This window comes from Micromonospora sp. NPDC047465, assembly GCF_040643125.1.
GTDB lineage: Bacteria > Actinomycetota > Actinomycetes > Mycobacteriales > Micromonosporaceae > Micromonospora.
The window spans coordinates 127,353-151,820 of record NZ_JBEYTP010000013.1 but is presented as its reverse complement, the minus strand read 5'-3'; the positions used below and the strand labels follow the sequence as shown (position 1 = coordinate 151,820).

23 protein-coding genes and 2 pseudogenes are annotated in these 24,468 nt (G+C 74.2%); 14 read left to right on the top strand and 11 right to left on the bottom strand.

What is annotated here, in order from left to right:
* Nucleotides 1-28: 28 nt before the first annotated feature.
* Genes ABZ793_RS14985 through ABZ793_RS14970 form a run of 4 tightly spaced genes read right to left on the bottom strand, consistent with a single transcriptional unit; the run spans nucleotide 29 to nucleotide 3,694 of the window.
* Nucleotides 29-421, bottom strand: a complete 393-nt coding sequence (locus ABZ793_RS14985) for a universal stress protein (protein ID WP_357457067.1) — start codon at nucleotides 419-421, stop codon at nucleotides 29-31.
* Entirely contained in the window at nucleotides 418-1,923 is a 1,506-nt protein-coding gene (locus ABZ793_RS14980) for a tripartite tricarboxylate transporter permease (RefSeq protein WP_357457065.1), read from the bottom strand. The genes ABZ793_RS14985 and ABZ793_RS14980 overlap by 4 nt, the downstream gene beginning before the upstream one ends.
* A complete protein-coding gene (locus ABZ793_RS14975) occupies nucleotides 1,923-2,681 on the bottom strand; it encodes a tripartite tricarboxylate transporter TctB family protein (RefSeq protein ID WP_357457063.1) in 759 nt (252 codons plus the stop codon). Before ABZ793_RS14975 ends, ABZ793_RS14980 begins: the two co-directional genes overlap by 1 nt.
* Before the next feature lie 5 nt (nucleotides 2,682-2,686).
* The gene (locus ABZ793_RS14970; protein WP_357457061.1) at nucleotides 2,687-3,694 is read right to left on the bottom strand and encodes a tripartite tricarboxylate transporter substrate binding protein; all 1,008 of its coding nucleotides are present in this window, start codon (nucleotides 3,692-3,694) and stop codon (nucleotides 2,687-2,689) included.
* Nucleotides 3,695-3,793: 99 nt separating this feature from the next.
* On the opposite strand from ABZ793_RS14970, the gene ABZ793_RS14965 reads away from it, so the two are divergent.
* The 9 genes from ABZ793_RS14965 (at nucleotide 3,794) to ABZ793_RS14925 (ending at nucleotide 11,981) form a co-directional block, all read left to right on the top strand.
* On the top strand, nucleotides 3,794-5,488 hold the full coding sequence (locus tag ABZ793_RS14965) for an ATP-binding protein (protein ID WP_357457059.1): 1,695 nt from the start codon (nucleotides 3,794-3,796) through the stop codon (nucleotides 5,486-5,488).
* Entirely contained in the window at nucleotides 5,485-6,159 is a 675-nt protein-coding gene (locus ABZ793_RS14960) for a response regulator (protein WP_357457057.1), read from the top strand. Before ABZ793_RS14965 ends, ABZ793_RS14960 begins: the two co-directional genes overlap by 4 nt.
* A 182-nt stretch (nucleotides 6,160-6,341) precedes the next feature.
* Nucleotides 6,342-7,478 carry a CapA family protein gene (locus ABZ793_RS14955; RefSeq protein WP_357457055.1) on the top strand — a complete coding sequence of 379 codons (1,137 nt, stop codon included), beginning with the start codon at nucleotides 6,342-6,344 and terminating at the stop codon, nucleotides 7,476-7,478.
* 115 nt (nucleotides 7,479-7,593) lie between these two features.
* Nucleotides 7,594-8,031 (top strand): DUF6463 family protein, encoded by a 438-nt coding sequence (locus ABZ793_RS14950; protein WP_357457053.1) that lies wholly within the window; start codon nucleotides 7,594-7,596, stop codon nucleotides 8,029-8,031.
* Between the two features lie 374 nt (nucleotides 8,032-8,405).
* Entirely contained in the window at nucleotides 8,406-9,011 is a 606-nt protein-coding gene (locus ABZ793_RS14945; protein WP_357457051.1) for a winged helix-turn-helix domain-containing protein, read from the top strand.
* 122 nt (nucleotides 9,012-9,133) lie between these two features.
* Nucleotides 9,134-9,772, top strand: coding sequence for a uridine kinase (locus ABZ793_RS14940; RefSeq protein ID WP_357457049.1), 639 nt, complete (start codon nucleotides 9,134-9,136; stop codon nucleotides 9,770-9,772).
* A 161-nt stretch (nucleotides 9,773-9,933) separates the two neighbouring features.
* A complete protein-coding gene (locus ABZ793_RS14935) occupies nucleotides 9,934-10,332 on the top strand; it encodes a TraR/DksA C4-type zinc finger protein (RefSeq protein WP_350704414.1) in 399 nt (132 codons plus the stop codon).
* Nucleotides 10,333-10,376: 44 nt separating this feature from the next.
* Nucleotides 10,377-11,249 (top strand): DUF72 domain-containing protein, encoded by an 873-nt coding sequence (locus ABZ793_RS14930; RefSeq protein WP_357457047.1) that lies wholly within the window; start codon nucleotides 10,377-10,379, stop codon nucleotides 11,247-11,249.
* 303 nt (nucleotides 11,250-11,552) lie between these two features.
* A complete protein-coding gene (locus tag ABZ793_RS14925) occupies nucleotides 11,553-11,981 on the top strand; it encodes a DUF2267 domain-containing protein (RefSeq protein WP_350704411.1) in 429 nt (142 codons plus the stop codon).
* Between the two features lie 54 nt (nucleotides 11,982-12,035).
* On the opposite strand, the gene ABZ793_RS14920 is transcribed toward ABZ793_RS14925, so the two are convergent.
* On the bottom strand, nucleotides 12,036-12,836 hold the full coding sequence (locus ABZ793_RS14920) for a DUF72 domain-containing protein (protein WP_357457044.1): 801 nt from the start codon (nucleotides 12,834-12,836) through the stop codon (nucleotides 12,036-12,038).
* A 10-nt stretch (nucleotides 12,837-12,846) separates the two neighbouring features.
* Nucleotides 12,847-13,593 (bottom strand): PIG-L deacetylase family protein, encoded by a 747-nt coding sequence (locus tag ABZ793_RS14915; RefSeq protein WP_357457042.1) that lies wholly within the window; start codon nucleotides 13,591-13,593, stop codon nucleotides 12,847-12,849.
* Nucleotides 13,594-13,852: 259 nt separating this feature from the next.
* Here ABZ793_RS14915 and ABZ793_RS14910 point away from each other — a divergent pair, with 259 nt between their 5' ends.
* Entirely contained in the window at nucleotides 13,853-14,191 is a 339-nt protein-coding gene (locus ABZ793_RS14910; RefSeq protein ID WP_357457040.1) for a hypothetical protein, read from the top strand.
* A gap of 9 nt (nucleotides 14,192-14,200) precedes the next feature.
* Nucleotides 14,201-15,469 (top strand): cupin domain-containing protein, encoded by a 1,269-nt coding sequence (locus ABZ793_RS14905; protein ID WP_357457038.1) that lies wholly within the window; start codon nucleotides 14,201-14,203, stop codon nucleotides 15,467-15,469.
* A gap of 54 nt (nucleotides 15,470-15,523) precedes the next feature.
* Here ABZ793_RS14905 and ABZ793_RS14900 read toward each other — a convergent pair whose 3' ends face one another.
* Nucleotides 15,524-16,189: a hypothetical protein gene (locus tag ABZ793_RS14900; RefSeq protein ID WP_357457036.1), complete on the bottom strand. Its 666-nt coding sequence runs from the start codon at nucleotides 16,187-16,189 to the stop codon at nucleotides 15,524-15,526.
* Nucleotides 16,190-16,288: 99 nt separating this feature from the next.
* Between ABZ793_RS14900 and ABZ793_RS14895 the strand changes: the two are divergent.
* Both ABZ793_RS14895 and ABZ793_RS14890 read left to right on the top strand, forming a co-directional pair.
* Nucleotides 16,289-16,423 (top strand): annotated as a pseudogene (locus ABZ793_RS14895) (helix-turn-helix domain-containing protein); the annotation flags it as partial.
* A gap of 19 nt (nucleotides 16,424-16,442) precedes the next feature.
* Nucleotides 16,443-16,865, top strand: a pseudogene (locus tag ABZ793_RS14890) (RNA-guided endonuclease TnpB family protein); the annotation flags it as partial.
* A 119-nt stretch (nucleotides 16,866-16,984) separates the two neighbouring features.
* On the opposite strand, the gene ABZ793_RS14885 reads toward ABZ793_RS14890, so the two are convergent.
* The 4 genes from ABZ793_RS14885 to ABZ793_RS14870 form a co-directional block, all read right to left on the bottom strand.
* Nucleotides 16,985-19,648 (bottom strand): FtsK/SpoIIIE domain-containing protein, encoded by a 2,664-nt coding sequence (locus ABZ793_RS14885; protein WP_357457034.1) that lies wholly within the window; start codon nucleotides 19,646-19,648, stop codon nucleotides 16,985-16,987.
* Nucleotides 19,641-20,906 carry a hypothetical protein gene (locus ABZ793_RS14880; RefSeq protein ID WP_357457032.1) on the bottom strand — a complete coding sequence of 422 codons (1,266 nt, stop codon included), beginning with the start codon at nucleotides 20,904-20,906 and terminating at the stop codon, nucleotides 19,641-19,643. Before ABZ793_RS14880 ends, ABZ793_RS14885 begins: the two co-directional genes overlap by 8 nt.
* A 9-nt stretch (nucleotides 20,907-20,915) precedes the next feature.
* A complete protein-coding gene (locus tag ABZ793_RS14875; RefSeq protein ID WP_089000636.1) occupies nucleotides 20,916-21,176 on the bottom strand; it encodes a hypothetical protein in 261 nt (86 codons plus the stop codon).
* A 124-nt stretch (nucleotides 21,177-21,300) separates the two neighbouring features.
* Nucleotides 21,301-21,705: a hypothetical protein gene (locus ABZ793_RS14870; protein WP_357457030.1), complete on the bottom strand. Its 405-nt coding sequence runs from the start codon at nucleotides 21,703-21,705 to the stop codon at nucleotides 21,301-21,303.
* A gap of 199 nt (nucleotides 21,706-21,904) precedes the next feature.
* On the opposite strand from ABZ793_RS14870, the gene ABZ793_RS14865 reads away from it, so the two are divergent.
* Entirely contained in the window at nucleotides 21,905-24,460 is a 2,556-nt protein-coding gene (locus tag ABZ793_RS14865; RefSeq protein ID WP_357457028.1) for an ATP-dependent Clp protease ATP-binding subunit, read from the top strand.
* Nucleotides 24,461-24,468 lie beyond the last annotated feature (8 nt).

Sequence of the window (24,468 nt, the reverse complement as noted above, 5' to 3'; positions counted from 1 at the left end):
TCCCCGTGAACGGTGGACGGCACTCCACTCAGTCGGCCTTCACCGCGAGCACCGGGCAGGGCACCCGAAGCAGGATCTCCTGTGCGGTCGAACCCATGATCAGCTTGCCCACCGGGGTGCGGTGCCGGATGCCGATCACCACCAGCGAGATCTCCTCGGTGTCGACGATCTCCGCGATCTCCTCGGCCGCGTCCCGCCCGCGCATGAGCTGCCGGACAGTGTGCGGCACCGCCTCGGCGGTCAACTCTCGCACCACCCGGGCCAGGTCGTCCTCCTGGGCGAAGCGCGGGTCGACGTAGGCGTCGCCGCGCGACGTGTTCACCACCAGCACCGGCTCGTCGCGGAACCGGGCCTGCTCCACGGCGGCCCGCAGGGCCGCCTCACCGAGGGCCGAGGGGACGTACCCCACCAGCACGGTCATCGGGTCACCAGCCTTTTCTGAACAGGTCGAGCGACGAAGCGGCCGAGCACCGGCCAGAGCAGCACCACCAGGACCACGGCGTAGATCGTCCAGGACACCCAGCCGCCGATGAGGCCGTGCAGCTCGCCGCCGGAGAGCTGCAACGCCCGCCGGCCCTGCAACTCGGCGCGCGGGCCGAGGATCACCCCGACGATCAGCGGCAGGATCGGCAGCCCGAAGCGACGCATGCCGAAGCCGAGCAGGCCGAGGGTGAGCAGCAGGAACAGGTCGAACGGCTGGGCGTTGACGGCGTACGCGCCCATCGAGGCGAAGAAGAGGATCCCGGCGTAGAGGTACGGGCGGGGGATCCGCAGCAGCCGCGCCCAGGCGGGCGCGAGCGGCAGGTTGAGCACCAACAGCAGCAGGTTGCCCACGAAGAGGCTGGCGATCAGCGTCCACACCAGGCCCGACTCCCGCTCGAAGAGCAGCGGGCCCGGCTGGATGCCGTACTGCTGGAAGGCGGCCAGCATCACCGCGGCGGTGGCGTTGGTGGGCAGGCCGATGGCCAGCATCGGCACCAGCGTGCCGGCGGCGGAGGCGTTGTTGGCCGCCTCCGGCCCGGCGACGCCCTCGATCGCGCCCCGGCCGAACTCCTCCGGGTGCCTCGTCAGCTTCTTCTCGGTGGCGTACGACAGGAACGTCGGGATCTCCGCCCCGCCGGCCGGCAGCGCGCCGAACGGGAACCCGTACGCGGTGCCGCGCAGCCACGGCTTCCAGGACCGTTTCCAGTCCTGCTTCCCCATCCACGGCCGTCCGACCGGGATCACCTCGGCGGCGCGGCGGCGCAGGTGCGCGGCGATCCAGAGCGCCTCGCCGACGGCGAAGATGCCGACCGCCACCACCACCACGTCGATGCCGTCGGCGAGTTGCGGGATGCCCAGGGTGAGCCGCTGCTGGCCGCTCACCGCGTCGATCCCGATCGTGCCGATGACCAGGCCGATCAGCAGCGAGGCGAAGCCGCGTACCCGGGACGCGCCGAGCACCGCGGTGACCGCCACGAACGACAGCAGCATCAGCGCGAAGTAGTCGGGCGCGCCGAGGCTGATCGCGAACTGCACGACCGGCGGGGTCACCACCACCAGCAGCAGGGTGGCGATGGTCCCGGCGACGAACGAGCCGATCGCGGCGGTGGCGAGAGCCTGCGCGGCCCGGCCCGCCTTCGCCATCTTGTTGCCCTCGATCGCGGTGATCACCGAGGACGACTCGCCCGGGGTGTTCAACAGGATCGAGGTGGTCGAGCCGCCGTACATGCCGCCGTAGAAGATGCCGGCGAACATGATGAACGCCTGGGTGGGCTCCATTCCGTAGGTGACCGGCAGCAGCAGCGCCACCGTCATCGCCGGGCCGATCCCGGGCAGCACGCCGACGGCGGTGCCGATGGTGACCCCGAGCAGCGCGATCAGCAGGTTCATCGGGGTCACCACGTTGGCGAACCCGTCGAGCAGGTTTCCGAGGTTGTCCATCAGAGGATCCCTTGCAGCACGCCCGCGGGCAGGTTCACGCCGAGCCCGATGGCGAACGTGTAGAAGGTGATCAACGACAGCGCGACGGAGATCAGCAGGTTGCGCACGTGGTGCCGGTTGCCCAGCGCGAACGCCGAACCCCAGAACAGCAGCGTCCCGCTGATCACCCAGCCCAGCCGGTCGATGAGCACCGCGTTGACTCCGAACGCGCCGATGAGCAGCAGCACCGTCCGCCAGTCGATCGGGGTGGTCAGGTCGACGTCCTCGCCGGCCTCCGGCTCCCCGGCGCCGCCACGGGCCACGTCCACCGCGTAGATCGCGGCGACGATCAGCAGCAGCACCCCGAGCAGGATCGGCACCGGCTTCGGGCCGATCGGGTCGGCGGTGCTGATCGCGTGCCCGGTGCGGGCCGCGTCGACGAGGACCAGCGCGCCGACGAGGGCGAGGAAGGCGCAGACGGCGTACTGGGCCCGGTCGCGACGGGGCGTCGCCGCCGGTCCCGCCCCGACCTCCGCGTCGGCCGGGGCGGGACCGCCCGGCACGGCCGCGGGCTCCGCCGGCCCGACCGGCGTACGCGCCGCGCCCAGCCGTCCCGCCGCTGGCACGGGCGCCACGTCCGGGCCGGGAACCGTCGGCGTCCCGCCCGCCGTGACCGGGTCCGGACCGGTCGGCTGGCCCGGCACCGGCGCGGTGACCGGTCCGTCGGTGGTGCCCGGGCGGGGCGGCGGGTCGCCGCCCCGTTCCGGTCGGGTGGTCATGCCGGTCATGCCAGGCCGAGCTGCGCGAGCAGGTCCGCCACCGACTTGTCCTGCTCGGTGAGGAAGGTGGCGAACTGGTCGCCGGTGACGAAGGCGTCGGTCCAGCCCCGCTTGGTCAGCTCGGCCTTCCACTCGTCCGACTCGTGCATCTTCGTCAGCGCGTCGATCCAGACCTTCTTGTCGGCGTCGCTGATGCCGGGCGGCGCGACGATGCCCCGCCAGTTGGTGAAGACGAGGTCGATGCCGGACGACTTCAGCGTCGGCACGTCCTTGAGCGCGTCGATCGGGGCCGCGCTGGTGACCGCGAGGACCCGGATCTGACCGGCCTCGACCTGGTCGAGGAACTCGCCGAAGCCGCTGGCGCCGAAGGCGACCTTGCCGCCGAGCACGGCCGGCAGCAGCTCGCCGCCGCCGTCGTACGAGACGAAGTTGACCTGGCGGGGGTCGATGCCGACGGCCTTGGCGAGCTGCATCGGCAGCAGGTGGTCCGGGCCGCCGGGGGACGAGCCGCCGCCGACCGCGATGCCCTTGGGGTTGGCCTTCCACGCCGCGACGAGGTCGCCGATGGTCTTGTACGGCGAGTCCTTCGGCACCACGATGGCGCCGGCCTCCTCGATCATCTTGGCCAGCGGGGTGGTCTGGGTGAGCGTCGCCGAGGACTTCGAGGTGTACGAGGCACCCACCACGCCCAGCCCCATCTGCATGGCGAGCTTGCCGTTGCCCTTCTCGTTCACCATGCGCTGCAGACCGACGGTGCCGCCCGCGCCCGGCAGGTTGAAGACCTGCACCCCGGTGGCGATCTTGGCGTCCTCCATCACCTTCGCCGCGGTGCGAGCGGTGGTGTCGTACCCGCCGCCGGGGGTGTTCGGCACCATGATCCGCAGTCCGGTGGCGGGTCCGCCGTCGCCGCCGGACCCGCCCTCGTTCTTGTCCGCGGTGGCACCGCAGGCGCCCAGCGCCAGCGCCGTGGCGGCCGCGGCGCCCATGACCAGCAGTTTTCTCCGAGTTGCCATCATGTTTCTCTTCCGTTTCGAAGGAGTCCGGCGGCAAGATGATGGCCCCCGGGCGAACCCTACGTCTGCGTTCTGTCACCAGCGGAAGTTGAGGTCTTTGTGGTCACGGTCACCCCCCGCCGTACGTTGGCCGGGCAGTTGCTCGTGCTCCAGCTCGCGATCATCGTGGTCGTGCTGGTGGCGGTGGCCGCCGTCTCGCTGGCCCAGTCCGCCGCCACCTTCAACCGGGTGGAGGGGCGGCGGGTGGCCGCCCTTGGCGAGCAGCTCGCCGGCAACCGGCTGCTGCGTGAGCGGATCAACCAGCCGGCGCCGGCGGAACTCGTCGCCCCGCTGGTGCAGAACGCGCTGACCCAGTCCGGGGTGACCTCGGTGACCGTGGCCGACGCCCGGGGCCGGGTGGTCAGCTCTACCGACCCGACGCTGGTGGGGAGCCCGCTCGTGCTCGGCGACCCCGAGGTGGCACGGGGCCGGAGCTGGTCCGGCGAGCTGGCGGTCGGCGACTCGCGGGAGCTGGTCGCCCAGGTGCCGGTGCTCGGCGACCGCAAGGACAACCTCGGGCGGCATCTCGGCGTGGTGATGATCGGGGAGGCGTCGCCCGGATGGTCCCAGCGCCTGGTGGGCGCATCGTCGTACCTCTTCACCTACCTGGGCATCGCCAGCCTGATCGGGGTCGTCGGCTCCTGGCTCCTGGCCCGCCGGATCAAGCGGCAGACCCTGGGCCTGGAGCCCCGGGAGATCGCCGGCCTGGCCGAGCATCGGGAGGCGCTGCTGCACGGCATCGCCGAGGGGGTGATCGCGCTGGACCCGCAGCAGCGAGTCACCCTGGTCAACGCGGTCGGCCGGCGGCTGCTCGACCTGCCCGAGCACTGCCTCGGCCGGACCCTCGCCGAGCTGAGGATCTCCGGCCGGCTGCGGGACGTGCTGGCCGGCGCCGACCACGAGCCGCAGGCCCGGGACGAGGTGGTGGTGCGCGCCGGCCGGGTGCTGGTGATGAACCGGATGACGGTCAGCAAGGACGGACGGCGGCTCGGTTCGGTGACCACCCTGCGGGACCGCACCGAACTGGCCCGCCTCGAGCAGGAGATCGGTTCCTTCCGCAGCACCACCGAGCTGCTGCGCGCCCAGACCCACGAGTTCGCCAACCAGCTGCACACCATCTCCGGGCTGATCCAGATCGGCGAGCACGACGAGGTGGTCCGGTACGTCGACGCGCTGAGCCGGCACCGGGCCTCCCTCGACCTCACCGTCACCAGCCGGATCCAGGACACGGCGGTGGCGGCCCTGCTGATGGCGAAGTCGGCGCTGGCCGCCGAGCGCCGGGTGGAGCTGCGGATCTCCGAGCGGACCGGCCTGGACCGGTTGGAGCCGGCGGTCGCCGCGGACGTCGCGACGGTCCTGGGCAACCTGGTCGACAACGCCGTGGAGGCCGTGGCCGGCGGCCGGGAGAGCCGGACCCCGGTGCCGTCGGGCAGCCCGGACGGCGCCGGAGCGGACGGCGGTGACGTCCCGGACGGGCCGGCCTGGGTGGAGGTCGAACTACGCCAGGACGCCTCCTCGGTGGAGATCGTGGTCCGCGACTCCGGCCCGGGGGTGGCCCCGCAACTGGCCCAGGAGGTCTTCACGCACGGGTTCACCACCAAGGCGGCGCGCGGTGGCGAACGCGGCATCGGGCTGGCGCTCACCCGGCTGGTCTGCCACCGTCGTGGCGGCGAGGTGGCGGTGACGAACACCGAGGAGGGTGCGATGTTCACGGCCCGGATGTCGGTGACCGGGGCAGTGGAGGCGAGCCGGTGATCGACGTACTGGTGGTCGACGACGACTTCATGGTGGCCCGGATCCACCGCGGCTTCGTCGAGCGTATCGACGGCTTCCGGGTGGTGGGCACGGCCAGCACGGGCGAGGAGGCGATCGCCGCCGTCGATGAGTTTCGCCCCGACCTGGTGCTGCTCGACCTCTACCTGCCGGACATGTTCGGCCTGGATGTGGTGACCCGGCTGCGGGCCGCCCGGCACGACTGCGACGTGCTGGTGATCAGCGCGGCCCGGGAGGCCGAGGCGGTGCGTCGGGCCGTCCGTTACGGCGCGGTCAACTACCTGCTCAAGCCGTTCGGCTTCGACGAGCTGCGGACCCGGCTGGAGCAGTACGCCGCCCGGCGCAACTCGCTGCGTGCCACGGTGGTCAGCGACCAGAGCGACGTGGACCGGGTGCTGTCCCGCAGCGGCGCGCACATCGCCACCTCCGCGCTGCCCCGGGGCCTCAGCGCGGAGACCGCCGAGCTGGTGGAGCGCGCCCTGCGGGGGCACTCCGGGACGCTCTCCGCCGCCGAGTGCGCCACCGCGGTGGGCATCTCCCGGGTCAGCGCCCGTCGCTACCTGGAACACTTCGCCGACACCGGACGGGCGGAGGTCAGTCTCCGGTACGGCTCCGCCGGCCGCCCGGAGCGTCGCTACGTCTGGGTTTCCTGACGGTCGACGGCTCCGTGCCGCAGGCACCTGGCACCCCGGGGAGGCGCCTGGCTGGGCTCGCCGCGGTCGTCCCAGGACGATGCCGGCATCTGGCCCTTCCTCCCGGGGAGGACGTTTTCCTCTCTCCCGACGCTCTGTTCCGAGCATCGGCATTATGTGCTGGTATGAGGAGAATGTCGGCTGTGGCACTGTTGGTGATCGCTCTGGCGTCCGGCTGCGACGCGCCGGAGAGGGAGACGACAAGCGAACCGCCCAGCGCCGCCGCCACCAGCGCCGGACCCCGAAACACACTCACCGTGGTGGCGGCCGGTGACCTGCTCGTACACCCCGCGCTCACCGAGCAGGCAGCCGCCGATGCGCGCCGAGCGGGACGCGACGGCCACGACTTCACCCAGGTGCTCGCCGCGGTCCGCGCCCGCGTGAGCGCCGCCGATCTGGCCATCTGCCACATGGAGACGCCCCTGGCCGAGCCCGCCGGCCCGTTCACCGGCTGGCCGAACTTCAGCGTGCCCCCCGCACTGGCCGACGCCGCCGCGTGGGCAGGCTTCGACACCTGTTCCACCGCCTCCAACCACTCTCTGGACACCGGGGTCGAGGGCATCGCCCGTACTCTCGACAACCTGGACCGGGTGGGCCTGCGGCACACGGGCACGGCCCGGAGCGCGGCGGAGAGCCAACGCCCGAATGTCATGGACGTGGGCGGCGTCAAGATCGGACACCTCTCGTACACCCTGAGCTTCAACGACATCCCGCTGCCGCCGGGACGGCCCTGGGCGGCCAACCTGATCGACGCGGACGCCATCCTCGCCGAAGCGCGGCGGGCCCGCGTCGCCGGCGCGGAGATCGTCATCCTGTCTATGCACTGGGGCACGGAGTACCAGAACGAACCGAACGGCGACCAGGTCGACCTCGCGAGCCGGCTGCTGTCCTCGCCCGACATCGACCTGATCGTCGGTCACCATGCGCACGTGGTCCAGCCCTTCGAGAAGGTCGGCGCAAAATGGGTCGCCTACGGCATGGGAAACCTGACCGCCCGGTTCGGCGACGGCTCGGCGGAAAACACCCAGGACGCGGTCGTGCCGGAGTTCACCTTCACCCGCACCCCGTCCGGTGGGTGGGAGGTCACCGGCGTGACCGTGCTGCCGACCTGGATGGAGTACCGACCGCGGGCCCGCGTCGTCGACCTGACCGCCGCGCTGAGTGACCCGAAGGTGCCCGCCCCGCGTCGGGCGCACTACGCCGCGATCGCACGGCGGATCAACGGATACGTCGACCTGCGGGATGCCTTCTCCGCCGGGCTGCGGATGCCGCACCAATGATCGAGCCGGATTCGCGTCCCTTTCACGCGCCCGTGCGGATGTTCCCTCCTACGAGGGAGGGGGCCACCCCTCATCGGGGAGGCGCGGCCCCGGGCAGGAGGCGGAGGCTAGGGGCATGATCAAGAAGAAATTGACGATCGGCGCCGGATGGTCGATGGCGGCCATCGGAGTCCTGCACGCCGCGGTCTTCCTGCCCCACCCCTACTGGAGCGAGTGGCTCACCGGCGGACTGCGCTCGGGCGAAGGCGGTGACGCGTCCCTGTCCGTGTTCTGGGCGCTGCCCGGGGGCTTCGTCATCCCCCTGGTCCTGTTCGGCCTCCTGCTGGCGCGGCTGGGGCGGCGCGGCGAGCGCGCGCCGGCTTACGTCGGCTGGACAGTGGCCGGCTGGGCGGCCGGATGCGCACTGCTCGTCGGTCCCAGCGGCTTCCTGCTGGGCCTCATCCCGGCCGGGCTGCTCATCGCCGAAGACCTGCTGGCCCGCCGCGGGGCCGCCGGGCGCGGCGTAACAGGACCGGCGGTCGGGCGGGAGGAGGCCGCGCGGCCACAGCGCTGATCGCCGCTAGTACGGCAGCCGCCGGTCGTGACCACCTGGGCAGCGTCTCCGTGCATGTCGCCGCTTCGCCACGCCATCCGTGGGAGCGTGCCCGACCGCCGTGCGTTGCCGAGGTGGGCCAGGTTCACCCGCGCCGGGACATGTCACCTCGACGGACGTGAACCGGACGGGGACCCCCCGTATCGGGTCAACCCGGCGGCTCTGCTGTAATCATCAGGCTTCGTACGCAGAGCGAGCATTCGGCTCCGATGCGTTCGTCAATTGTCACATTCATGCAACGTAGCCGCCCCTTGACCCTCGCACGGGCGCCGGGAAGCATCGATGAAGCGGCGTCCCGGGCCGTGGGGAGATACCCGGACCAGCCAAGGAGGACCATGTCGGTCAGCCCCGCCTCGTCGCGCGCCGGATGGCATACGTCCCAGCCCGCTGTTCCCGGCCGGCCCCCCGGCGGCCAGCGCCGCCCCGCCAACACGGCCGCCCCGATGCTCACGGTGACGCTGAACATCCCGCTGGCCTGCGAGGAGTCGCTGACCCCACCCGCCCGTCGGCTGCTGGAGGCCGCCCGGGAGATGCTCGAACGCGGCGAGGGCACCATCACAGCCGCCACCGTGGAGCGCCGGCCCGACGCCGTGCCGGCCGGCCGGTCGCCGTCCCGTCCAGCCGCCGCCCCCACGATCCCCGCCCTGCACATCCTCGCCTCGTCCCGCTCCGTGCTGCGCGACGGCGAGCCGTTGCCGCTGACCCGGCTGGAGTTCGACCTGCTGCTGCACCTGGTCGCCCACCCCCGCCGGGTGTTCACCCGGTTGCAGCTGCTCAACGCGGTGTGGGGCTACGAGCACGCCGGGGTGCGTACGGTCGACGTGCACGTCCGCCGCCTGCGCGGCAAGGTCGGCGTCGACGTCCCGTTGGTCACCACCGTCTACGGCGTCGGCTACCGGCTGGCCGACGACGCCCGCGTCACCATCGACCGCAGCGGCTGACCTCGCGCCCGCAGTGGCCCGATCGTCAGCGAGTCGCACCGGTCGCGACCGGGCGGCGCCCTCCCGGCCCCCACCCCGCAGCCTGCCGGTGGGGCCGTCGGCCCACGAGGCACGATGGTCGGATGCGGATCCGTCCCATCACCCCGGACCGGCTGGTCACCGAGCTGACCGAGCGGCTCGCCGGCACCGCGAGCGCCGGGCGGCTGCGCGTGGGCGTCGACGGCCCGCCCGCCGCCGGCCCGGACGCGCTGGCCGCCGCGCTGGTCGACCCGCTGCGCGCGCTCGGCCGGCCCGTGCTGCACGTGCGCGCCGACGACTTCCTCCGCCCCGCCTCCGTCCGCCTCGAGCACGGCCGGACCAACCCCGACGCGTACTACGAGGGGTGGGTCGACGAGGCGGGGCTGCGCCGGGAGGTGCTCGACCCGGCCGGGCCAGACGGCTCCGGGCGGGTGCTGCCCTCGCTCTGGGACGCCCGCGCCGACCGGGCCAGCCGCGCCGTGTACGTCGACCTGCCACCCGGGGGCGTCCTGCTGGTCAGCGGGGCGCTGCTGCTCGGCGGGGGCCTGCCCTTCGACGTCACGGTCCACCTGGCGCTCTCCCCGGCGGCCCTGGCCCGGCGCACCGACCCGGCGCTGCGGTGGACGCTGCCGGCCTTCGCCCGGTACGCCGACGAGGTGGCCCCGGCCTCGTTCGCCGACGTCGTGGTGCGCGCCGACGACCCCCGACACCCGGCGCTGGTGGAGTCCGCGGTGTCCTCCTGACCGCCGCGACGTCCGGAAAAGTGGCCGGTTTGATCGTCGGCGGGCCGGGGTATTCGGCCGGCTCACAGAGCACGGGTGATCCACCCGCGCGCAGACGACCACGGCCCGGGCGCACGCACCGGCGCCCCGACGGACTTTGAGGCCCAGAAAGGCAGGCAGCGATGCTCGTCCACGACAAGGTCGGTACGGGCCGATCCCAGGCGGAGATCGACCAGATCCGGCGCTCCCTGCAGGCCCGCTACGACGAGCTGTCCGCGGAGTACGAGCAGGCGGTGCTGCAGAGCCAGGTGCTGCGGCTGGTGGAGGTCGGCGACACCGCCGGCGACGACCAGGCCGACAGCGGCACCAAGACGGCCGAACGGGACACCGCGCAGTCCCTGCTGCGGACCATCCTCGACCGCCGCGCCCAGTACGAGCACGCCCTCACCAGGCTGGAGGAGGGCACCTACGGCTTCTGCGAGGGCTGCTCCGCGGCCATCCCGGTCGAGCGGCTGGAGATCTTCCCCTCCGCCACCACCTGCGTGCAGTGCAAGCAGAACCGGGAGCGCCGGGCGGCCTGACGCGAGCGGTTGCCGGTCGGTCCGGGACGCGGTGGACTCCACCCATGGGTGAGATCAAGGTGGGCACCGCCTCCTGGACCGACCGCACGCTGCTGGACTCCGGCTGGTACCCGCAGACCGCCGACACCCCGGAGAAGCGGCTGGCGTACTACGCCCGGCAGTTCCCGCTCGTCGAGGTGGACGCGACCTACTACTCGCCGCCCGCCGAGCGAACGGCGCGGCTGTGGGCCGAGCGCACCCCGACCGGCTTCACCTTCAACGTCAAGGCGTTCAGCATGCTCACCGGGCACCCGACCCGGGTCAACGCCCTCTACAAGGATCTCCGGCCCGACACGGAGAAGAAGAACCTCTACCCGGACGACCTGCCGCCGCAGGCGTACGAGGAGGTCTGGACGCGGTTCCTCAGCGCGCTGGACCCGCTGGTCGAGGCGGGCCGGCTCGGCGCGCTGCTGTTCCAGTTCCCGCCCTGGTTCACCATCCGCCGGGACAACAAGCAGTACCTCCTGGAGGTGGCGAAGCGCTGCGCCCCGCTGCGCCCGGTCTACGAGTTCCGGCACGCCTCCTGGTTCGACGGCGACAACGCCGACGAGACGCTCGCCTTCCTGCGCCAGCACCGGCTGGCGTACGTCTGCGTGGACATGCCGCAGGGGCACCGATCGTCGGTGCCGCCGGTGCTGGCCGCCACCGCGGACCTGGCGGTGGTCCGCTTCCACGGGCACAGCGACAAGTGGACCAGCAAGGACATCCACGAGAAGTTCGGCTACCGCTACTCCGACCGGGAGTTGCGCGACTGGGCGCCGAAGCTGCGCGAGCTGGCCGAGACCACCGAGCAGACCCACGTTCTCCTCAACAACTGCTACCGCGACTACGCGCAGACCAACGCCGCCACCCTCGCCGGGCTGCTCGACGCCGGCTGAGCCGCGCCCGTTCTCATCCCGTCCGGGTGAAGCCCGCTCACCCTGCCGCCGCGCAGCATGGACGGTGCGTGCGGTCGACGGCGACCGCGGAACCGACACCACGGAGGTGGCTGGAGATGACGGTTCGGGTGGTACCGGATCGACGACGCGGCGCCGTGCTGCACGTCGTCGGGTCGTCCGGCGACGCCCGGTGGGTGCCGCGCGCCGACCGGGTCAGGCCGACCCGGCAGCCGCGCGGCCCGGTGGGGCCGCCGCGACGCGACGACGACCGACGGTGGGAGACCGACGTACGGGGGTGGAGAGATGGCTGAGCAGTTGCAGTCGGCAATCGAGTCCTCGATGCAGAAGACCAACGAGATGTTGAGGGACATCGAGCAGGCATACGGCTGGCCGAAGGAGCATCGCAACCAGTCCTACTGCGCGATGCGCACGGTGCTGCACCTGTTGCGCGACCGGATGCCGGTGCAGGAGAGCGTGGAGTTCGCCGCGCAGTTGCCGGTGGTGGTGCGGGGGATCTACTTCGACGGCTGGAAGCCGATGGACGTGCCGGTCAAGCTGAACCGGGACGACTTCCTGCTGGAGGTCCGGCAGCGCTTTCCGTACGACGTCGAGGGCGGCCCGGAGCGGGTGGTGCAGGTGGTGCTGGACACCCTGCGCCGGCACGTGACCCAGGGCGAGTGGCAGGACGTGAAGGACACCATGCCCAAGGACATGGCCCGGATGATTCCCTGACCGGCGCGTCGACGAGGGCTCGCTCCACCCGGCGTGGGGCGGGCGCTCGCGTGCTCAGGCCCCGGCCGAGCCCGGCCGGTCGTCCCGGCCGACGGCATCCGCCGCGGTCGGGACGCGACTGACCCGCCGGCCGGCCCGAGCGGCCAGCGCGGCGAAGGCGACGGCGTCCACGACGGCGGCGCCGCCGGGGTCGTTGTTGAAGTAGACGTACGTCGGCTCGTCGTCGCCGAACCCGTCGGCCAGCCGCCGCACCCAGGAGGCCAGCGAGGTGCGGCCGTACCGGGGCCAGGGCCGAGCCCGCCCCTCGTGCAGGCGCAGGTAGCCGAAGTCGGTGGTGCGCCAGCGGGGCGCAACGGGCCGGCCGAGCCGGTCGGCCCACACCAGCGCCGCCCGTCGCCGCTCCAGCACGGCCCGGGTGGCGTCGGTCCACCACGACGGGTGGCGCGGCTCCACCGCGACCCGCACGTCGGCGGGAAAGAGCCGCAGCGTGGCGTCCAACGCCGCAGGTTCGGCGCGCAGGTTCGGTGGGAGTTGCAGCAGCACCGGGCCGAGCCGGTCGCCGAGCGCGGTGGCCCGAGCCAGGAACCGGGCCACCGGCTCGGCCGGGTCACGCAGCCGCTTGACGTGGGTGAGGTAGCGGCTCATCTTCACCGCCACGCAGAAGTCGTCCGGCGTACGGGCCCGCCACGCGGCGAAGGTGTCCCGCTCCGGCAGCCGGTAGAAGGCGTTGTTCACCTCGACCGTGGCGAACCGGGCGGCGAAGTGCTCCAGCCAGCGGCGCTGCGGCAGCCCGGCCGGGTAGAGGCGGCCCCGCCAGTCGCGGTACTGCCACCCCGAGGTGCCGAGCAGGATCATCCCGGCAGCCCTACCAGAGGTCGAAGTGGAAGACCTCGAAGGCGGTGCCGTAGCGGACGCCGAGCCGGGCGCCGGCGGGCCGGCCCAGCCCCTCGAGGAACTCCTCGGCGTCGAAGCTGCCGTCGCCCAGCCCGGCCAGGTACGCGTCGTGCCCCCGCAGCGAGGCGACTCCCCGGTCGAAGGTGTCGGTGACGTCCACCCCGTGCGCGGCGAGCGGGGAGGAGGCCGCCCACACCTGGCGCACCCCGCCCCACGGTTCGACGCCGTCGGCGAGCTGCTCGGGGAAGATCCAGCGGTTGCCGGCGTCGCGGACGGCGTCCAGCACCGCCCGCCCGGTGGCGATGTGGTCGGCCTGGTTCAGCGCGTACGCCCCGTCCCAGGTGTCGCGGAAGTTGTTGGTGATGACGATCTCGGGGCGATGCCGGCGCACCACCGCGGCCAGCTCGCGGCGCAGCGGCACGCCGTACTCCAGGATGCCGTCGGGCAGCCCGAGGAACTCCACCGTGTCCACCCCGACCAGCGCGGCGGACGCCCGCTGCTCCTGCTCGCGCACCTGGCGGGCCCGCGCCGGCGGCATCCCGTCGATGCCCGCCTCGCCGCTGGTGACCAGGCAGTACACGATGTGCTTGCCCTGCGCCGTCCAGCGCGCGACCGCGGCGGCGGCGCCGAACTCCAGGTCGTCGGGGTGCGCCACGATCGCCAGCGCGCGCTGCCACTGCTCGGTCACGGGCTCCAGCGGCCCCGGCCCCTCGGTCATCGCCACCTCCTCGTCGGCCTGACCATCCTGACACCGCCCGTGCCGGCCCGCCGTCCGGCACCGCCGACCGCGGGGGTGAACGCCTGCCTCGGCCGTCCGGCCGTACCGCCGGACTGACCGCCCACCCCGGCACGGCGAACCGCCGGTGTGAGCCGAAAAGGACGTCTACGGTGTGGTTAGAGAAGATCGGGCGTGGGGTACCACCCGCTGCACGACGGACCCCGGCGCACGGCGGGGCGGCACATCCGAGGGAGCACCGATGGCACTCAACGACGACGACATGCAGACCACCGGCGGCGGTGGCCTCGAGGGCCCGGCCGACGGCGGCGCGACCCCCGGCCAGCAGGACGGCGGCGCCGACGGCAGTGCCGACCGCGGTGCCGACAAGGGCGCCGACCGGGGTGCCGACAAGGGCGCTGACAAGGGCGCCGACCGGGGCGCCGACAAGGGCGCGGACCGGGGCGCGGAGGGCCCGGCCGACGGTGGTGCCACCCCCGGCCAGCAGGACGGCGGCGCCGACGGCGGGGCGGAGGGCCCGGCCGACGGCGGCGCCACCCCCGGCCAGCAGGACGGCGGCGCCGACGGCAGCGCCTCCTGACGGATCGCCGTGACCCACATCGTCCCGCCGGGCGGCCACGGCCGCCCGGCGGTTCCGTCCGCACCCACGACCGCGCTGACCCGCTGCGTGTCGGTCGAGCCGGCGAAGTTCGCCGCCGCCCACTGGGGACGCACGCCGCTGCTGTCCCGCGCCGACGAACTGCCCAACCCCGCCGGGTTCGCCGACCTGCTCAGCCCCGCCGACGCCGACGAGCTGCTCAGCCGGCGCGGCCTGCGTACCCCGTTCCTGCGCATCGCCAAAGACGGCCAACTCGTCCCGGCGGCGCGCTTCACCGGCGGCGGCGGCGCCGGGGCCGAGATCGGCGACCAGGTCCTCGACGAGCGGGTCCTGGAGCTGTACGCCGACGGCGCCACCCTGGTGCTGCAGGGCCTGCACCGCACCTGGCCGGCCCTGATCGACTTCGCCCGCGACCTCGGCGTCGCGGTCGGGCAGCCGTTGCAGGTCAACGCCTACCTGACCCCCGCCGGCAACCAGGGCTTCGCCACCCACTACGACACCCACGACGTCTTCGTCCTCCAGGTCGACGGCCGCAAGCACTGGCGGATCCACCCGCCCGTGCTGCCCGACCCGCTGGAGAAGCAGACCTGGGGCGGGCGGGCCGACGAGGTCGCCGCCACCGCCGACGGGCCGCCCGCGCTCGACGTGGTGCTCGGCCCCGGCGACGCGCTCTACCTGCCCCGCGGCTGGCTGCACAGCGCGCAGGCGCAGGAGTCCAGCTCGCTGCACCTGACCGTCGGCGTCCGGGCACTGACCCGGTACGCCCTGGTCGAGGAGCTGCTCGCCCTGGCGGCCGAGGACCAGCGGCTACGCGCCACGCTGCCGTTCGGCACCGACGTGGCCGACCCGGACGCGATCGAGCCGGAGCTGACCGAGACCGTCGAGGCGCTGCGGGACTGGCTGCTGCGGGCCGACCCGGCGGCGGTGGCCGCCCGGCTGCGTCAGCGCGCCTGGCCGGCCGCCCGGCCGGCGCCGATCCGGCCCCTGGCCCAGGCAGCCGCGCTGGCGGCGCTGGACCCCGACACCCGGCTCGCCCCGCGCCCCGGCCTGCGCTGGCAGCTCGCCCCGCAGGGCGACCGGGTGGCGCTGCGCCTGTTCGACCGCACCATCACCCTGCCCGCGTCGTGCGCGCCGGCGGTGCGCACCCTGCTCACCGGCGGGGCCACCCGGGTCGGCGACCTGCCGGGCCTCGACGACGACGCCGACCGGGTCACCCTGGCCCGCCGCCTGCTCCGGGAGGCCGTCGTCGTCCCCGCCTGACGCGCGGGACCGGCACCCGGCGTGCCCGCTGACGCCCACGCCACAGGCGCGGGGTCAGCGGGCGAGGGTCAGCAGCAGGACCGTGGTGAGCAGGCCGGCACCGAGGACCACGGCGACCGGGCGGGGGCCGAGCACCGCGTGCCGGCGGTCGGCCAGGGCCTTCGCCGGCACCAGGCCGACCAGCGGGCCCAGCAGGGTCACCACCAGGGCCAGCACGGGCAGCCCGACCGCGAGTTCGCCGCCGTACCGGTCGCCCGCCGCCCGGGCCGCGCCGCCGAGGGCGTACGCGACCACGGCGCCGGCCACGCCGCAGAGCGCCAGCAGCGGGTTCACCGAGCCCGGCAGGTCACCGGGCTGGCGGGTGCGGTTCAGCAGGTCGCGTACGCCGTCCAGCAGCGTCACCGGGTCCGCCGTGGCGCCCGGCGCCGGGGCCGGGGGCCCGCCCGCCCGACGGCCGCCCCCGCCGAGCCGGCCGCGTAGCTGCTGCCACAGGTGGGCGACCTCGGCGTCCACCCGCTCCTGCAACTCCCGCGCCGCCACCAGCTCCCGCTCGGCGCGCGCGACCTCGGCCTCGGCCTCGGCGACCGCCCGTTCGGCGGCGGCACACTGCTGCGCGTACCAGGTGTGCGCCTCGGTCCGCTGGTCGCGCACCCGCGCCGTCAGCTCGGCCAGCCGCCGCAGCTGCGCCGCGTACGTCTCACTGGTCGCCGGTTCGTTCATCAGAGTTGCGGCGTGGAAACCCGGCCGTTCAGGGCCGGGAGGAAACGCCGCTGCCTCCCCTCAATGATCGTGTAACACAGTGGACCGCTAGAATGTGAAATGTGGGGTGGGATGGTGAAGCGGGCGTACAAGTACCGCTTCTATCCCACCGCTGATCAGGCCGAACAACTCCACCGCACCTTCGGGTGCGTGCGCCTGGTCTACAACAAGGCCCTCGAGATGCGGACCCGCGCATACGCCACGGAACGCCGCTCGATCAGCTACACGGAATCGTCGGCGGCCCAAGGTCGCCAGGATTCATGCCCGGATCGCCGACCGGCGACGAGACCACCTGCACAAACTGTCGACTCGACTCGTCCGCGAGACTCAAACGGTCGTGATCGAAGACCTGACGGTGCGAAACATGCTGCGCAACCACCGGCTCGCCCGCGCCATCTCCGACGCGGCCTGGTCCGACCTGCGGGCCATGCTGGAGTACAAGGCCGCCTGGTACGGGCGCACCTTGGTGACGGTGGACCGATGGTTCCCGTCGTCCAAGCTGTGCTCGGACTGCGGGCGGCTCACCGAATCCCTGCCGCTGTACATCCGTACATGGCAATGCCCGTGCGGTGCGACCCATGACCGGGACATCAACGCAGCGAGAAACCTCCTGGCCGCCGGGCTGGCGGACAGGTAAAACGCCTGTGGAGCTGATGTAAGACCTCAACGGAGTTCCTCCGGGCGGGCAGTCGGCGATGAAGCAGGAAACCCCACGGGCGACCGGGGGAATCCCGGCCCTTCAGGGCCGGGAAGATGTCAACGGGCCGGTCCGTAGGGGATGATCACCTGACCGGTGCGGTGCACCGCCCGGTCGAAGAACAGCCCACGCCAGGGGCGGGGATACCAGTCCGGGCCGCCGGTGCCCGGATAGAGCGACGAGCCCAGTTCGCCGCCGTGCGCGTCCAGCGCCACCCAGGCGCCGATCTGGTCCGTCCGCGCCGCCGGCCCGCCCAGGTCGGCGCGCATCCGGGCGACACCCCGCCACCAGGCCAGCACGTGCGTACGCCGTTCCGGCCCGTCGTGCAGGATCCGGCGCAGCTCCTCCAGCCCGGTACGCCGGCCGAGCCGCGCCGCCAGCGCCCCGGCCGCCGCGTCGACCGCGAACAGCAGCAGATAGTGCGGGATGCCCGGGGCGCCGAGCCCCTCGGCGGTCTCGGCCATCAGCTCCCCGACGGTCTCCTCGTCGTACCAGGCGGCGTCGTCGGCGAGGTCCTCGTAGAGGGAACGGGCGGCCGGGTCGGCGTCCGGGTCGAGGCAGGCGATGGAGAAGCGGGCCGTACCGGGGCGGTGCTGCCGGGCCAGCGAGCGGGCCGCCGCGTCGAGCACCGCGCACGCCTCGTCCACCCGCGTGCCGAGCACCGCCAGGTTGCGCCCGGGGGCCCGGGGCAGCCGCAGCGCCGCCGAACGGGCCTGCACGTCGATGATCTCGCCGAGCAGCGCGACCGGCGTCCGCGGATGGCCGGCCTCCGGCGCGGTGAGCGCCCGGAAGTCCGGCGCGTCGGCGAGCCGGGGGATCGCGTCGCCGTCGAAGAGCCGGGCCGGGGCGGCGTCCTGCGGGCGCATGCGCCACAGCCGGTGCTGCAACTCGCTCCACGTCTCCCAGTCGCTGGCCGACGGGATGCGGGCCACCTGGTTGCCCTCGGCCATGCCCGACTCGGCATTGACGACCGCGTGGTGACGGGGCAGCGACTGGGCGGCGTCGTTGCGTTCGGCGAGGATCCGCAGCGCCTTGGGCAGCGCGATACGCAGCGTGAACTGGGCGACCAGGGCCGGCCGCCCCCAGAGCGCCTCGATGCCGCGCACGTCCTGCGAGGCGAGCACCAGGTGGATGCCCTGGGACCGGCCGCGCCGGGCCAGGTCCTCCAGCAGGTCGGCGGCCTCCCGGGCGACGACGTCGCGCCCGGCCAGGAGCATCTGGAACTCGTCGACCACCGCGACGATCCGCGGCCAGTGCCCTGTCGGGTCGACCGCGCGCAGCTCGGCGAGCTTGGTGACCTCGTGCTTCTTCGCGGCGTCGGCCCGCCGGCGCAGCTCCTCGGCGAGGAAACGCAGCAGCGCCAGGCCGAACTCCCGGTCGGTGTTGACGTTGATGCCGACGAGCCGCATGTGCGGCAGCCAGCTCGGGTCGCGCCGGCCCTGGGCGAACCGGGCGAAGGAGACCCCCTCCTTGAAGTCCAGCAGGTAGAACTCCAACTCGCTGGGGGAGTAGCGGGCCGCCAACGCGCCGATCCAGGCGAAGATCAGGTTCGTCTTGCCGGTGCCGGACGGGCCGCCGATCAGCGCGTGCGGCGGATAGTCGCCCAGGGTGAGCAGGACCGGCCGGCCGTGCGGCCCCTCGCCGATCGGGGCGGTCAGCCCGGTCGCCGAATCCTCCCGCCACATCTGCTCCGGGGGCGGGAGCAGGTCGGTGAACGGGGTCGGGGCGGGGCCGGCGTTCACCCGCGCCGCCACGTCCCGGCAGGTCTCGGTGACCAGGGCCGCGGGCGGCGGCGGGTCCAACCTGACCGGCAGCCCGCCGATCCGTGCGCTGTCGGGGTCGACCGTCACCCGGGTCACCGTGGGGTCGTCGGGCAGCGACACGCCCCGGACCACCAGGTGCACCCCGCAGGCCGCCCCGGTACGCACCACCCGGTCGAGCTGACCGCGCTCGTGCCGGGACAGCTCGTCCCCGCCGAGCAGCACCGCCACCCGCCACGGCTCCGGCCGGCGGCCGGTCGCGGCGGCCAGCTCGCGCAGCGAGCCGTGCTCCCCGGCCAGCACCGTCTCGTTGATCCGGCGGATCTGCTCCACCAGGTCGTCGAGCAGGCGGGCCAGCCCCCCCGGACCGACGAAGGTGAGCAGCCCGGCGGTGCCGAGCGGGGCGAAGCCGGCCAGGCCGCCGCCCAGGTGCTCCGGGTCGTAGCCGATCAGCCGGACGGCGCCCGGGTCGGCCCGGCCGACGGCGCGCAGCAGCAGCGCCGACACCACCGCCTCGCCGCCGTCCCGGTCGTCCCCGGTCAGCTCCACGTGGCCGGCGTCCAGCAGCGGCACCAGCGCCGGCACCGGTTCCGCGCCCGGGATGCGGACCGTGCCGATCCGCAGCGCGCCGGGCGGCTCCGCCCGCCGCGCCGCGGTGGGGCGCCACCGCGCCCAGTCGGCGGACGCGGCGCCCGGGGCCTCCCGCCGCGCGGCGTCCGCCGCGCGCCGGGCCAGCTCGGCGATCCGCGCCGCGTGCCGGTCGTCGATGTCGGCCAGCCGGCGGTCCCGCTGCGCGCCCACCCGCTCCGGCACGACCGCCGCGGCCCGCCGCACCTTCGCCAGCCGCTCCCGGGCCGTGGTCAGCTCGGCCTGCGCCGTCGACAGCCGGGTCCGGGTCGCGCCGAGGGCCTCGCCGAGCATGCCCCGGACCCGGGTGACCAGCTGCGCCCGCCGGTCAGCCATCGACGCCCCGCGACCGCGGCTCGCCGGCCCCGCCGGCGGGCCGACCCGTCGGCGGGCTCGACCAGGCGCGCCCGGCGCCCGCCGCGCCCCGGCCGGCCGCCGGCCCGCCGGTTGTCCCCGCTGCGCCCGGTGCCGGCGGGTCGCCAGGGGCGACCCGGCCGCCGCCCGCCGGTCCGTTCCGCCAGGCGGCGGCCCGGTCCCGTACCGCAGCGGTTTGCTCCTGCGCCGAGGCCGCCCGGTCGGACGCCGCGGCGGCCCGCCTCCGGGCGTCGGCCACCCGGTCCCGCGCGTCGGCGGCGCGCCGCTCCCACTCGGCGTCGGCGGCCCGGTCGCGCGCGGCGTCGGCCCGGCGGTCCCGCTCGGCGGCGTCCTGCCGCTCCCGGGCGGCCTCGGCCTGCCGGTCCCGCTCGTCCTCGGCCGGCAGGTCCCGGCCGAGCCGGGCCAGCAGCACGCCGGTCAGCACCCCGGCGGTGACCGCGGGGTCGGCGGCGTGCGGCTGCTCCGCCTCGCCGCGTCGCGGCGGCGGCATCCGGCAGACCCGGGTCAGGAGGGTGTCCAGCACCGGCGCGGGCAGCCCGGGCAGCAGGTCCCGGACCCGGCCGTCCAGCTCACGGTGCAGTCGCCCCAGGTCGTCGGCGCGCGGCGGGTGCCCCAGCAGCTCCCCGGCCAGGTCGCGCAGCAGCGGCGGCGCCAGCGCGGCCAGGCCGAGGCCGACGTCGGCGTGCGCGCGGCGCAGCTCGCGGTGCAGCCGGTCCCGGTCGCCGGCCCGGACCCCGCCCACCACCCGGCGCAGCAGCTCCCGGGCGTCACCGACCCGCTCGTCGGGCTCGGCCGGCGGCCCCTCGCGGCCGCCGGTCAGCTCGGCCACCCGCACCGACCACCAGCGGCGCAGCTTCACCTCGCCGGGCGGCTCGGGCGCCGGGGCGACCGGGGCCGCCTCGCGCGGCGCGTCGTGTGCCGGCCGGCGTTGCTGCCGCTCCGGCCCGGGCGACGGCGCGCCGTCGGGGCCCAGCCCGATCGCCGCCAGGTACGCCGACAACTGCTCCTGCGCGACGCGCAGCGCGTAGCCGGCGGTCTCGGCGTGCTCGGTGGCGGCGGACAACTCCGGCACACCCATCGGGTCGGCCGACTCCTGGCGCACCCAGCGCAGCCGCTCGGCGGCCAGCCCGAACTTCTCCAACGCCAGGGCGAGCTGGGCGAGCGGCAGGTCCTCGGCGGCGGCGCGGACCTGCGCGCCGACGTCCTCGACGATGGACACGACCCGGCCTCAGAGCGTCGCGACGTAGAGCTGCGCCTGCTCGACCGCGACGAGTGTCGCGGCGAGGCACTCCTCCAGCTCCTGGCTGGCCTGGGTCAGCGAGGACTGGGCCGCCTCGACCGTCTCGTGGCCGCTGCCCTCCAGCGCGCCGGCCAGTGTCTGCTGCGCCTCGGCCAGCTTCTCGCCGGCCGCCTGCACGGCACTCTGGCCGTCGCCGATCTGTTGGAGCGCGACATCGATGGCTGCCTTGAGCTCGGCGACGCTCGCCACGGCGAAACCTCCTGGGGGCGGGGAGGCCTCCATTAGAGCCTATCGGTTGCGGCGGGAGAACATCCGCCCTGTCAGTGTTCCTGCCCCGCTGACCGGTTGTCGACCGGAAGCGCCGCGAGTCCGGTTAACGGGACTGGTCGGAGGGCTCGGTCCGGTCCCGCAACCAGCGCGGGCCGTACACCTCGGCGCCCAGTGCCGCGACCCGTTCCCGCAGCTCACGGTCGGCGGTGACGACCAGCCGCCGGCGCTCCGGCGCGTCGGCGACCAGCTCGACCGCGGCGTCGTCCCCGGACCCCGCCGCGGCGACCACGCGGACCCCGGCCGCGCTCGGCACGTTCCGCGCCCGGCCCTCCACCACCAGCACCACCTCCACCGGGGCCGGCAGCTCCGGGGGCAGCCCGTCGTCGGCCACCCGGACCAGCGAGTCGCGCAGCCGGGCGGTGGCGCCCGCGCGGTCCCGCCACCAGCCGTCCGGGCGGGAACCCACCACGTTGGCGGCGTCCACGATCAGCAGCGGCGTCGGCTCCATGCCGCCAGCCTGCCACCCCGCCCCCGTCGCCACGTCGCCGGCGGCAGGTGTGCGGACCGGGGCCCTTCCCTCCGCGTACGCCCCGCCGGCGGCGGCGTGCCGGGCGTACGCGGGTTGCCTCGGCGGGCGGCGGCGTTTGTCGGGCCGGCCGCCGGGTAGCCCCTGGCGACCGTGCCGCGCCCGAGCAGCGGAGGAAGACATGATGGGACCCGGTGACTTCGGCTCCGACCCGTGGGACGAGTTCCTGGCCCGGTACTTCGGCCGGGGCGAGGGTGGGCGCCGACCCGCGCACCGGGTCGACATCACCCGGCTGATGACCGCCGACGCCCGGGAGATGCTGGCCGACGCGGCCCGGCGGGCCGCCCAGCGGCAGAGCACCGACCTGGACACCGACCACCTGCTGTGGGCAGCGCTGCAACGCGAGCCGCTGCGCGACCTGGTCCGCCGCGCCGGCGCCGACCCGGACACGCTGCTCAACGCGCTCGGCGGGCGCGGCGACGGCGCGCCCCGGGGCGAGGTGCCGCCGAACCTGTCGCTGACGCCGGCGGCGAAACGGGCGCTGCTCGACGCCCACCAGTTGTCCCGGGCGATGGGCGCGAACTACATCGGCCCCGAGCACATCCTGATGGCGCTGCCGCTGAACCCGGAGTCGCCCGCCGGCCGGATGCTCGCCGCCGGCCGGATCCAGCCCGAGTCCCTGCAGGCGGCCAGCGCCGAGCGCGGGCCGATGGCCGGTCCGAAGCCGGACCGCGGCACCCCCACCCTCGACCAGTACGGCCAGGACCTCACCGACCTGGCCCGCAACGACCAGATCGACCCGGTGATCGGCCGGGCCGACGAGATCGAGCAGGCCGTCGAGATCCTGTCCCGGCGTACGAAGAACAACCCGGTGCTGATCGGCGAGGCGGGCGTCGGCAAGACCGCGATCGTGGAGGGCCTCGCCGAGCGGATCTGCGACGGCGACGTGCCGCAGACGCTGCTCGGCAAGCGGGTGGTCCAGCTCGACCTCGCCGGCCTGGTCGCCGGCACCCGCTACCGGGGCGACTTCGAGGAGCGGCTGAAGAAGGTGATCGACGAGATCCGCGCGCACCGCGAGGAGTTGATCGTCTTCCTGGACGAGATCCACACCCTGGTCGGCGCGGGTGGGGCGGGCAGCGAGGGCGGCATGGACGCCTCCAACATGCTCAAGCCCGCGCTGGCCCGGGGCGAGCTGCGGGTGATCGGCGCGACCACCCTGGACGAGTACCGCAAGAGCATCGAGAAGGACGCCGCGCTGGCCCGCCGGTTCCAGCCGGTGTTCGTGCCGGAGCCCAGCGTGGAGGACACCGTGGCGATCCTGCGCGGCCTGCGGGACCGCTACGAGGCGCACCACCAGGTGCGGTTCACCGACGAGGCGCTGGTCGCCGCGGCCGAGCTGTCCGACCGGTACATCACCGACCGGTACCTGCCGGACAAGGCGATCGACCTGATCGACCAGGCCGGCGCCCGGGTCCGGCTGCGCACCCGCACACCGGCCTCCGACGTGCGCGAGCTGGAGACGCAGCTCGACGACGTACGCCGGGACAAGGAGCAGGCCGTCGCCGACGAGCAGTACGAGAAGGCGTCCACCCTGCGCGACCGGCTCGCCGAGCTGGAGGAGCAGATCCGCCGCGCCCGGGGCGACGAGGGCACCACCTCGCAGGTGCCGGCGGTGGGGCCGCAGGAGATCGCCGAGGTGGTCTCCCGGGCCACCGGCATCCCGGCCAGCCAGCTCACCGAGGAGGAACGCGACCGGCTGCTGCGCCTGGAGGGCTATTTGCACGAGAAGGTGGTCGGCCAGGACGACGCGGTCACCGCGGTCGCCGAGGCGGTCCGCCGCTCGCGGACGGGGCTGGCCGACCCGGAACGGCCGATGGGCAGCTTCCTGTTCCTCGGGCCGACCGGCGTCGGCAAGACGGAACTGGCCCGGGCCCTCGCGGAGGCGCTCTTCGGCGAGTCCGACCGGATGGTCCGGGTGGACATGAGCGAGTTCCAGGAGCGGCACACGGTGAGCCGCCTCGTCGGCGCCCCGCCCGGGTACGTCGGCTACGAGGAGGCCGGCCAGCTCACCGAGGCGGTGCGCCGCCGCCCGTACGCGGTGGTGCTGCTCGACGAGATCGAGAAGGCCCACCCGGACGTGTTCAACATCCTGCTCCAGGTGCTCGACGACGGCCGGCTCACCGACAGCCAGGGACGTACGGTCAACTTCAAGAACACCGTGCTGATCATGACGAGCAACCTCGGCTCGGAGCTGATCACCGGCACCCAGCGCGCGGTCGGGTTCGGCACCGGCGCGCCGGGCACCGACGCCGAGCGCGAGGAGCTGCGCGAGCGGCTGATGCGCCGGCTCCAGGAGAACTTCCGGCCGGAGTTCCTCAACCGCATCGACGAGGTGATCATCTTCCGTCGGCTGGAGGCCGAGCAGCTGCGCCAGATCACCGAGCTGATGCTGGAGGAGACCCGCCGCCGCCTGCACGCCCAGGACATCGAGGTCGACTTCACCACCGCCGGCATCGACTGGCTCGCCGAGCACGGCTACCAGCCGGAGTTCGGCGCGCGGCCGCTGCGCCGGGTCATCCAGCGGGAGGTGGACAACCACCTCTCCCGGATGCTGCTGGAATCGGCCATCTCGCCCGGCCAGAAGGTCGTCGTCGACGCCCGCGACGGCCGACTCGCCTTCGACGTGACCGCCGGCGAGCGCGGATACACCGCGGCCAGCACGTCCCATCCCCGATGACCCGGAGG

What these genes read in the sequence shown, in the direction of transcription:
- ABZ793_RS14900 (WP_357457036.1), bottom strand. Translation starts at nt 16,189, where the DNA reads ATGAACGAACCGGCGACCAGTGAGACGTACGCGGCGCAGCTGCGGCGG.
- ABZ793_RS14930 (WP_357457047.1), top strand. Translation starts at nt 10,377, where the DNA reads ATGGGTGAGATCAAGGTGGGCACCGCCTCCTGGACCGACCGCACGCTG.
- ABZ793_RS14935 (WP_350704414.1), top strand. Translation starts at nt 9,934, where the DNA reads ATGCTCGTCCACGACAAGGTCGGTACGGGCCGATCCCAGGCGGAGATC.
- ABZ793_RS14870 (WP_357457030.1), bottom strand. Translation starts at nt 21,705, where the DNA reads ATGGAGCCGACGCCGCTGCTGATCGTGGACGCCGCCAACGTGGTGGGT.
- ABZ793_RS14910 (WP_357457040.1), top strand. Translation starts at nt 13,853, where the DNA reads ATGGCACTCAACGACGACGACATGCAGACCACCGGCGGCGGTGGCCTC.
- ABZ793_RS14940 (WP_357457049.1), top strand. Translation starts at nt 9,134, where the DNA reads ATGCGGATCCGTCCCATCACCCCGGACCGGCTGGTCACCGAGCTGACC.
- ABZ793_RS14915 (WP_357457042.1), bottom strand. Translation starts at nt 13,593, where the DNA reads ATGACCGAGGGGCCGGGGCCGCTGGAGCCCGTGACCGAGCAGTGGCAG.
- ABZ793_RS14945 (WP_357457051.1), top strand. Translation starts at nt 8,406, where the DNA reads ATGTCGGTCAGCCCCGCCTCGTCGCGCGCCGGATGGCATACGTCCCAG.
- ABZ793_RS14885 (WP_357457034.1), bottom strand. Translation starts at nt 19,648, where the DNA reads ATGGCTGACCGGCGGGCGCAGCTGGTCACCCGGGTCCGGGGCATGCTC.
- ABZ793_RS14920 (WP_357457044.1), bottom strand. Translation starts at nt 12,836, where the DNA reads ATGATCCTGCTCGGCACCTCGGGGTGGCAGTACCGCGACTGGCGGGGC.
- ABZ793_RS14950 (WP_357457053.1), top strand. Translation starts at nt 7,594, where the DNA reads ATGATCAAGAAGAAATTGACGATCGGCGCCGGATGGTCGATGGCGGCC.
- ABZ793_RS14985 (WP_357457067.1), bottom strand. Translation starts at nt 421, where the DNA reads ATGACCGTGCTGGTGGGGTACGTCCCCTCGGCCCTCGGTGAGGCGGCC.
- ABZ793_RS14925 (WP_350704411.1), top strand. Translation starts at nt 11,553, where the DNA reads ATGGCTGAGCAGTTGCAGTCGGCAATCGAGTCCTCGATGCAGAAGACC.
- ABZ793_RS14970 (WP_357457061.1), bottom strand. Translation starts at nt 3,694, where the DNA reads ATGGCAACTCGGAGAAAACTGCTGGTCATGGGCGCCGCGGCCGCCACG.
- ABZ793_RS14865 (WP_357457028.1), top strand. Translation starts at nt 21,905, where the DNA reads ATGATGGGACCCGGTGACTTCGGCTCCGACCCGTGGGACGAGTTCCTG.
- ABZ793_RS14975 (WP_357457063.1), bottom strand. Translation starts at nt 2,681, where the DNA reads ATGACCACCCGACCGGAACGGGGCGGCGACCCGCCGCCCCGCCCGGGC.
- ABZ793_RS14980 (WP_357457065.1), bottom strand. Translation starts at nt 1,923, where the DNA reads ATGGACAACCTCGGAAACCTGCTCGACGGGTTCGCCAACGTGGTGACC.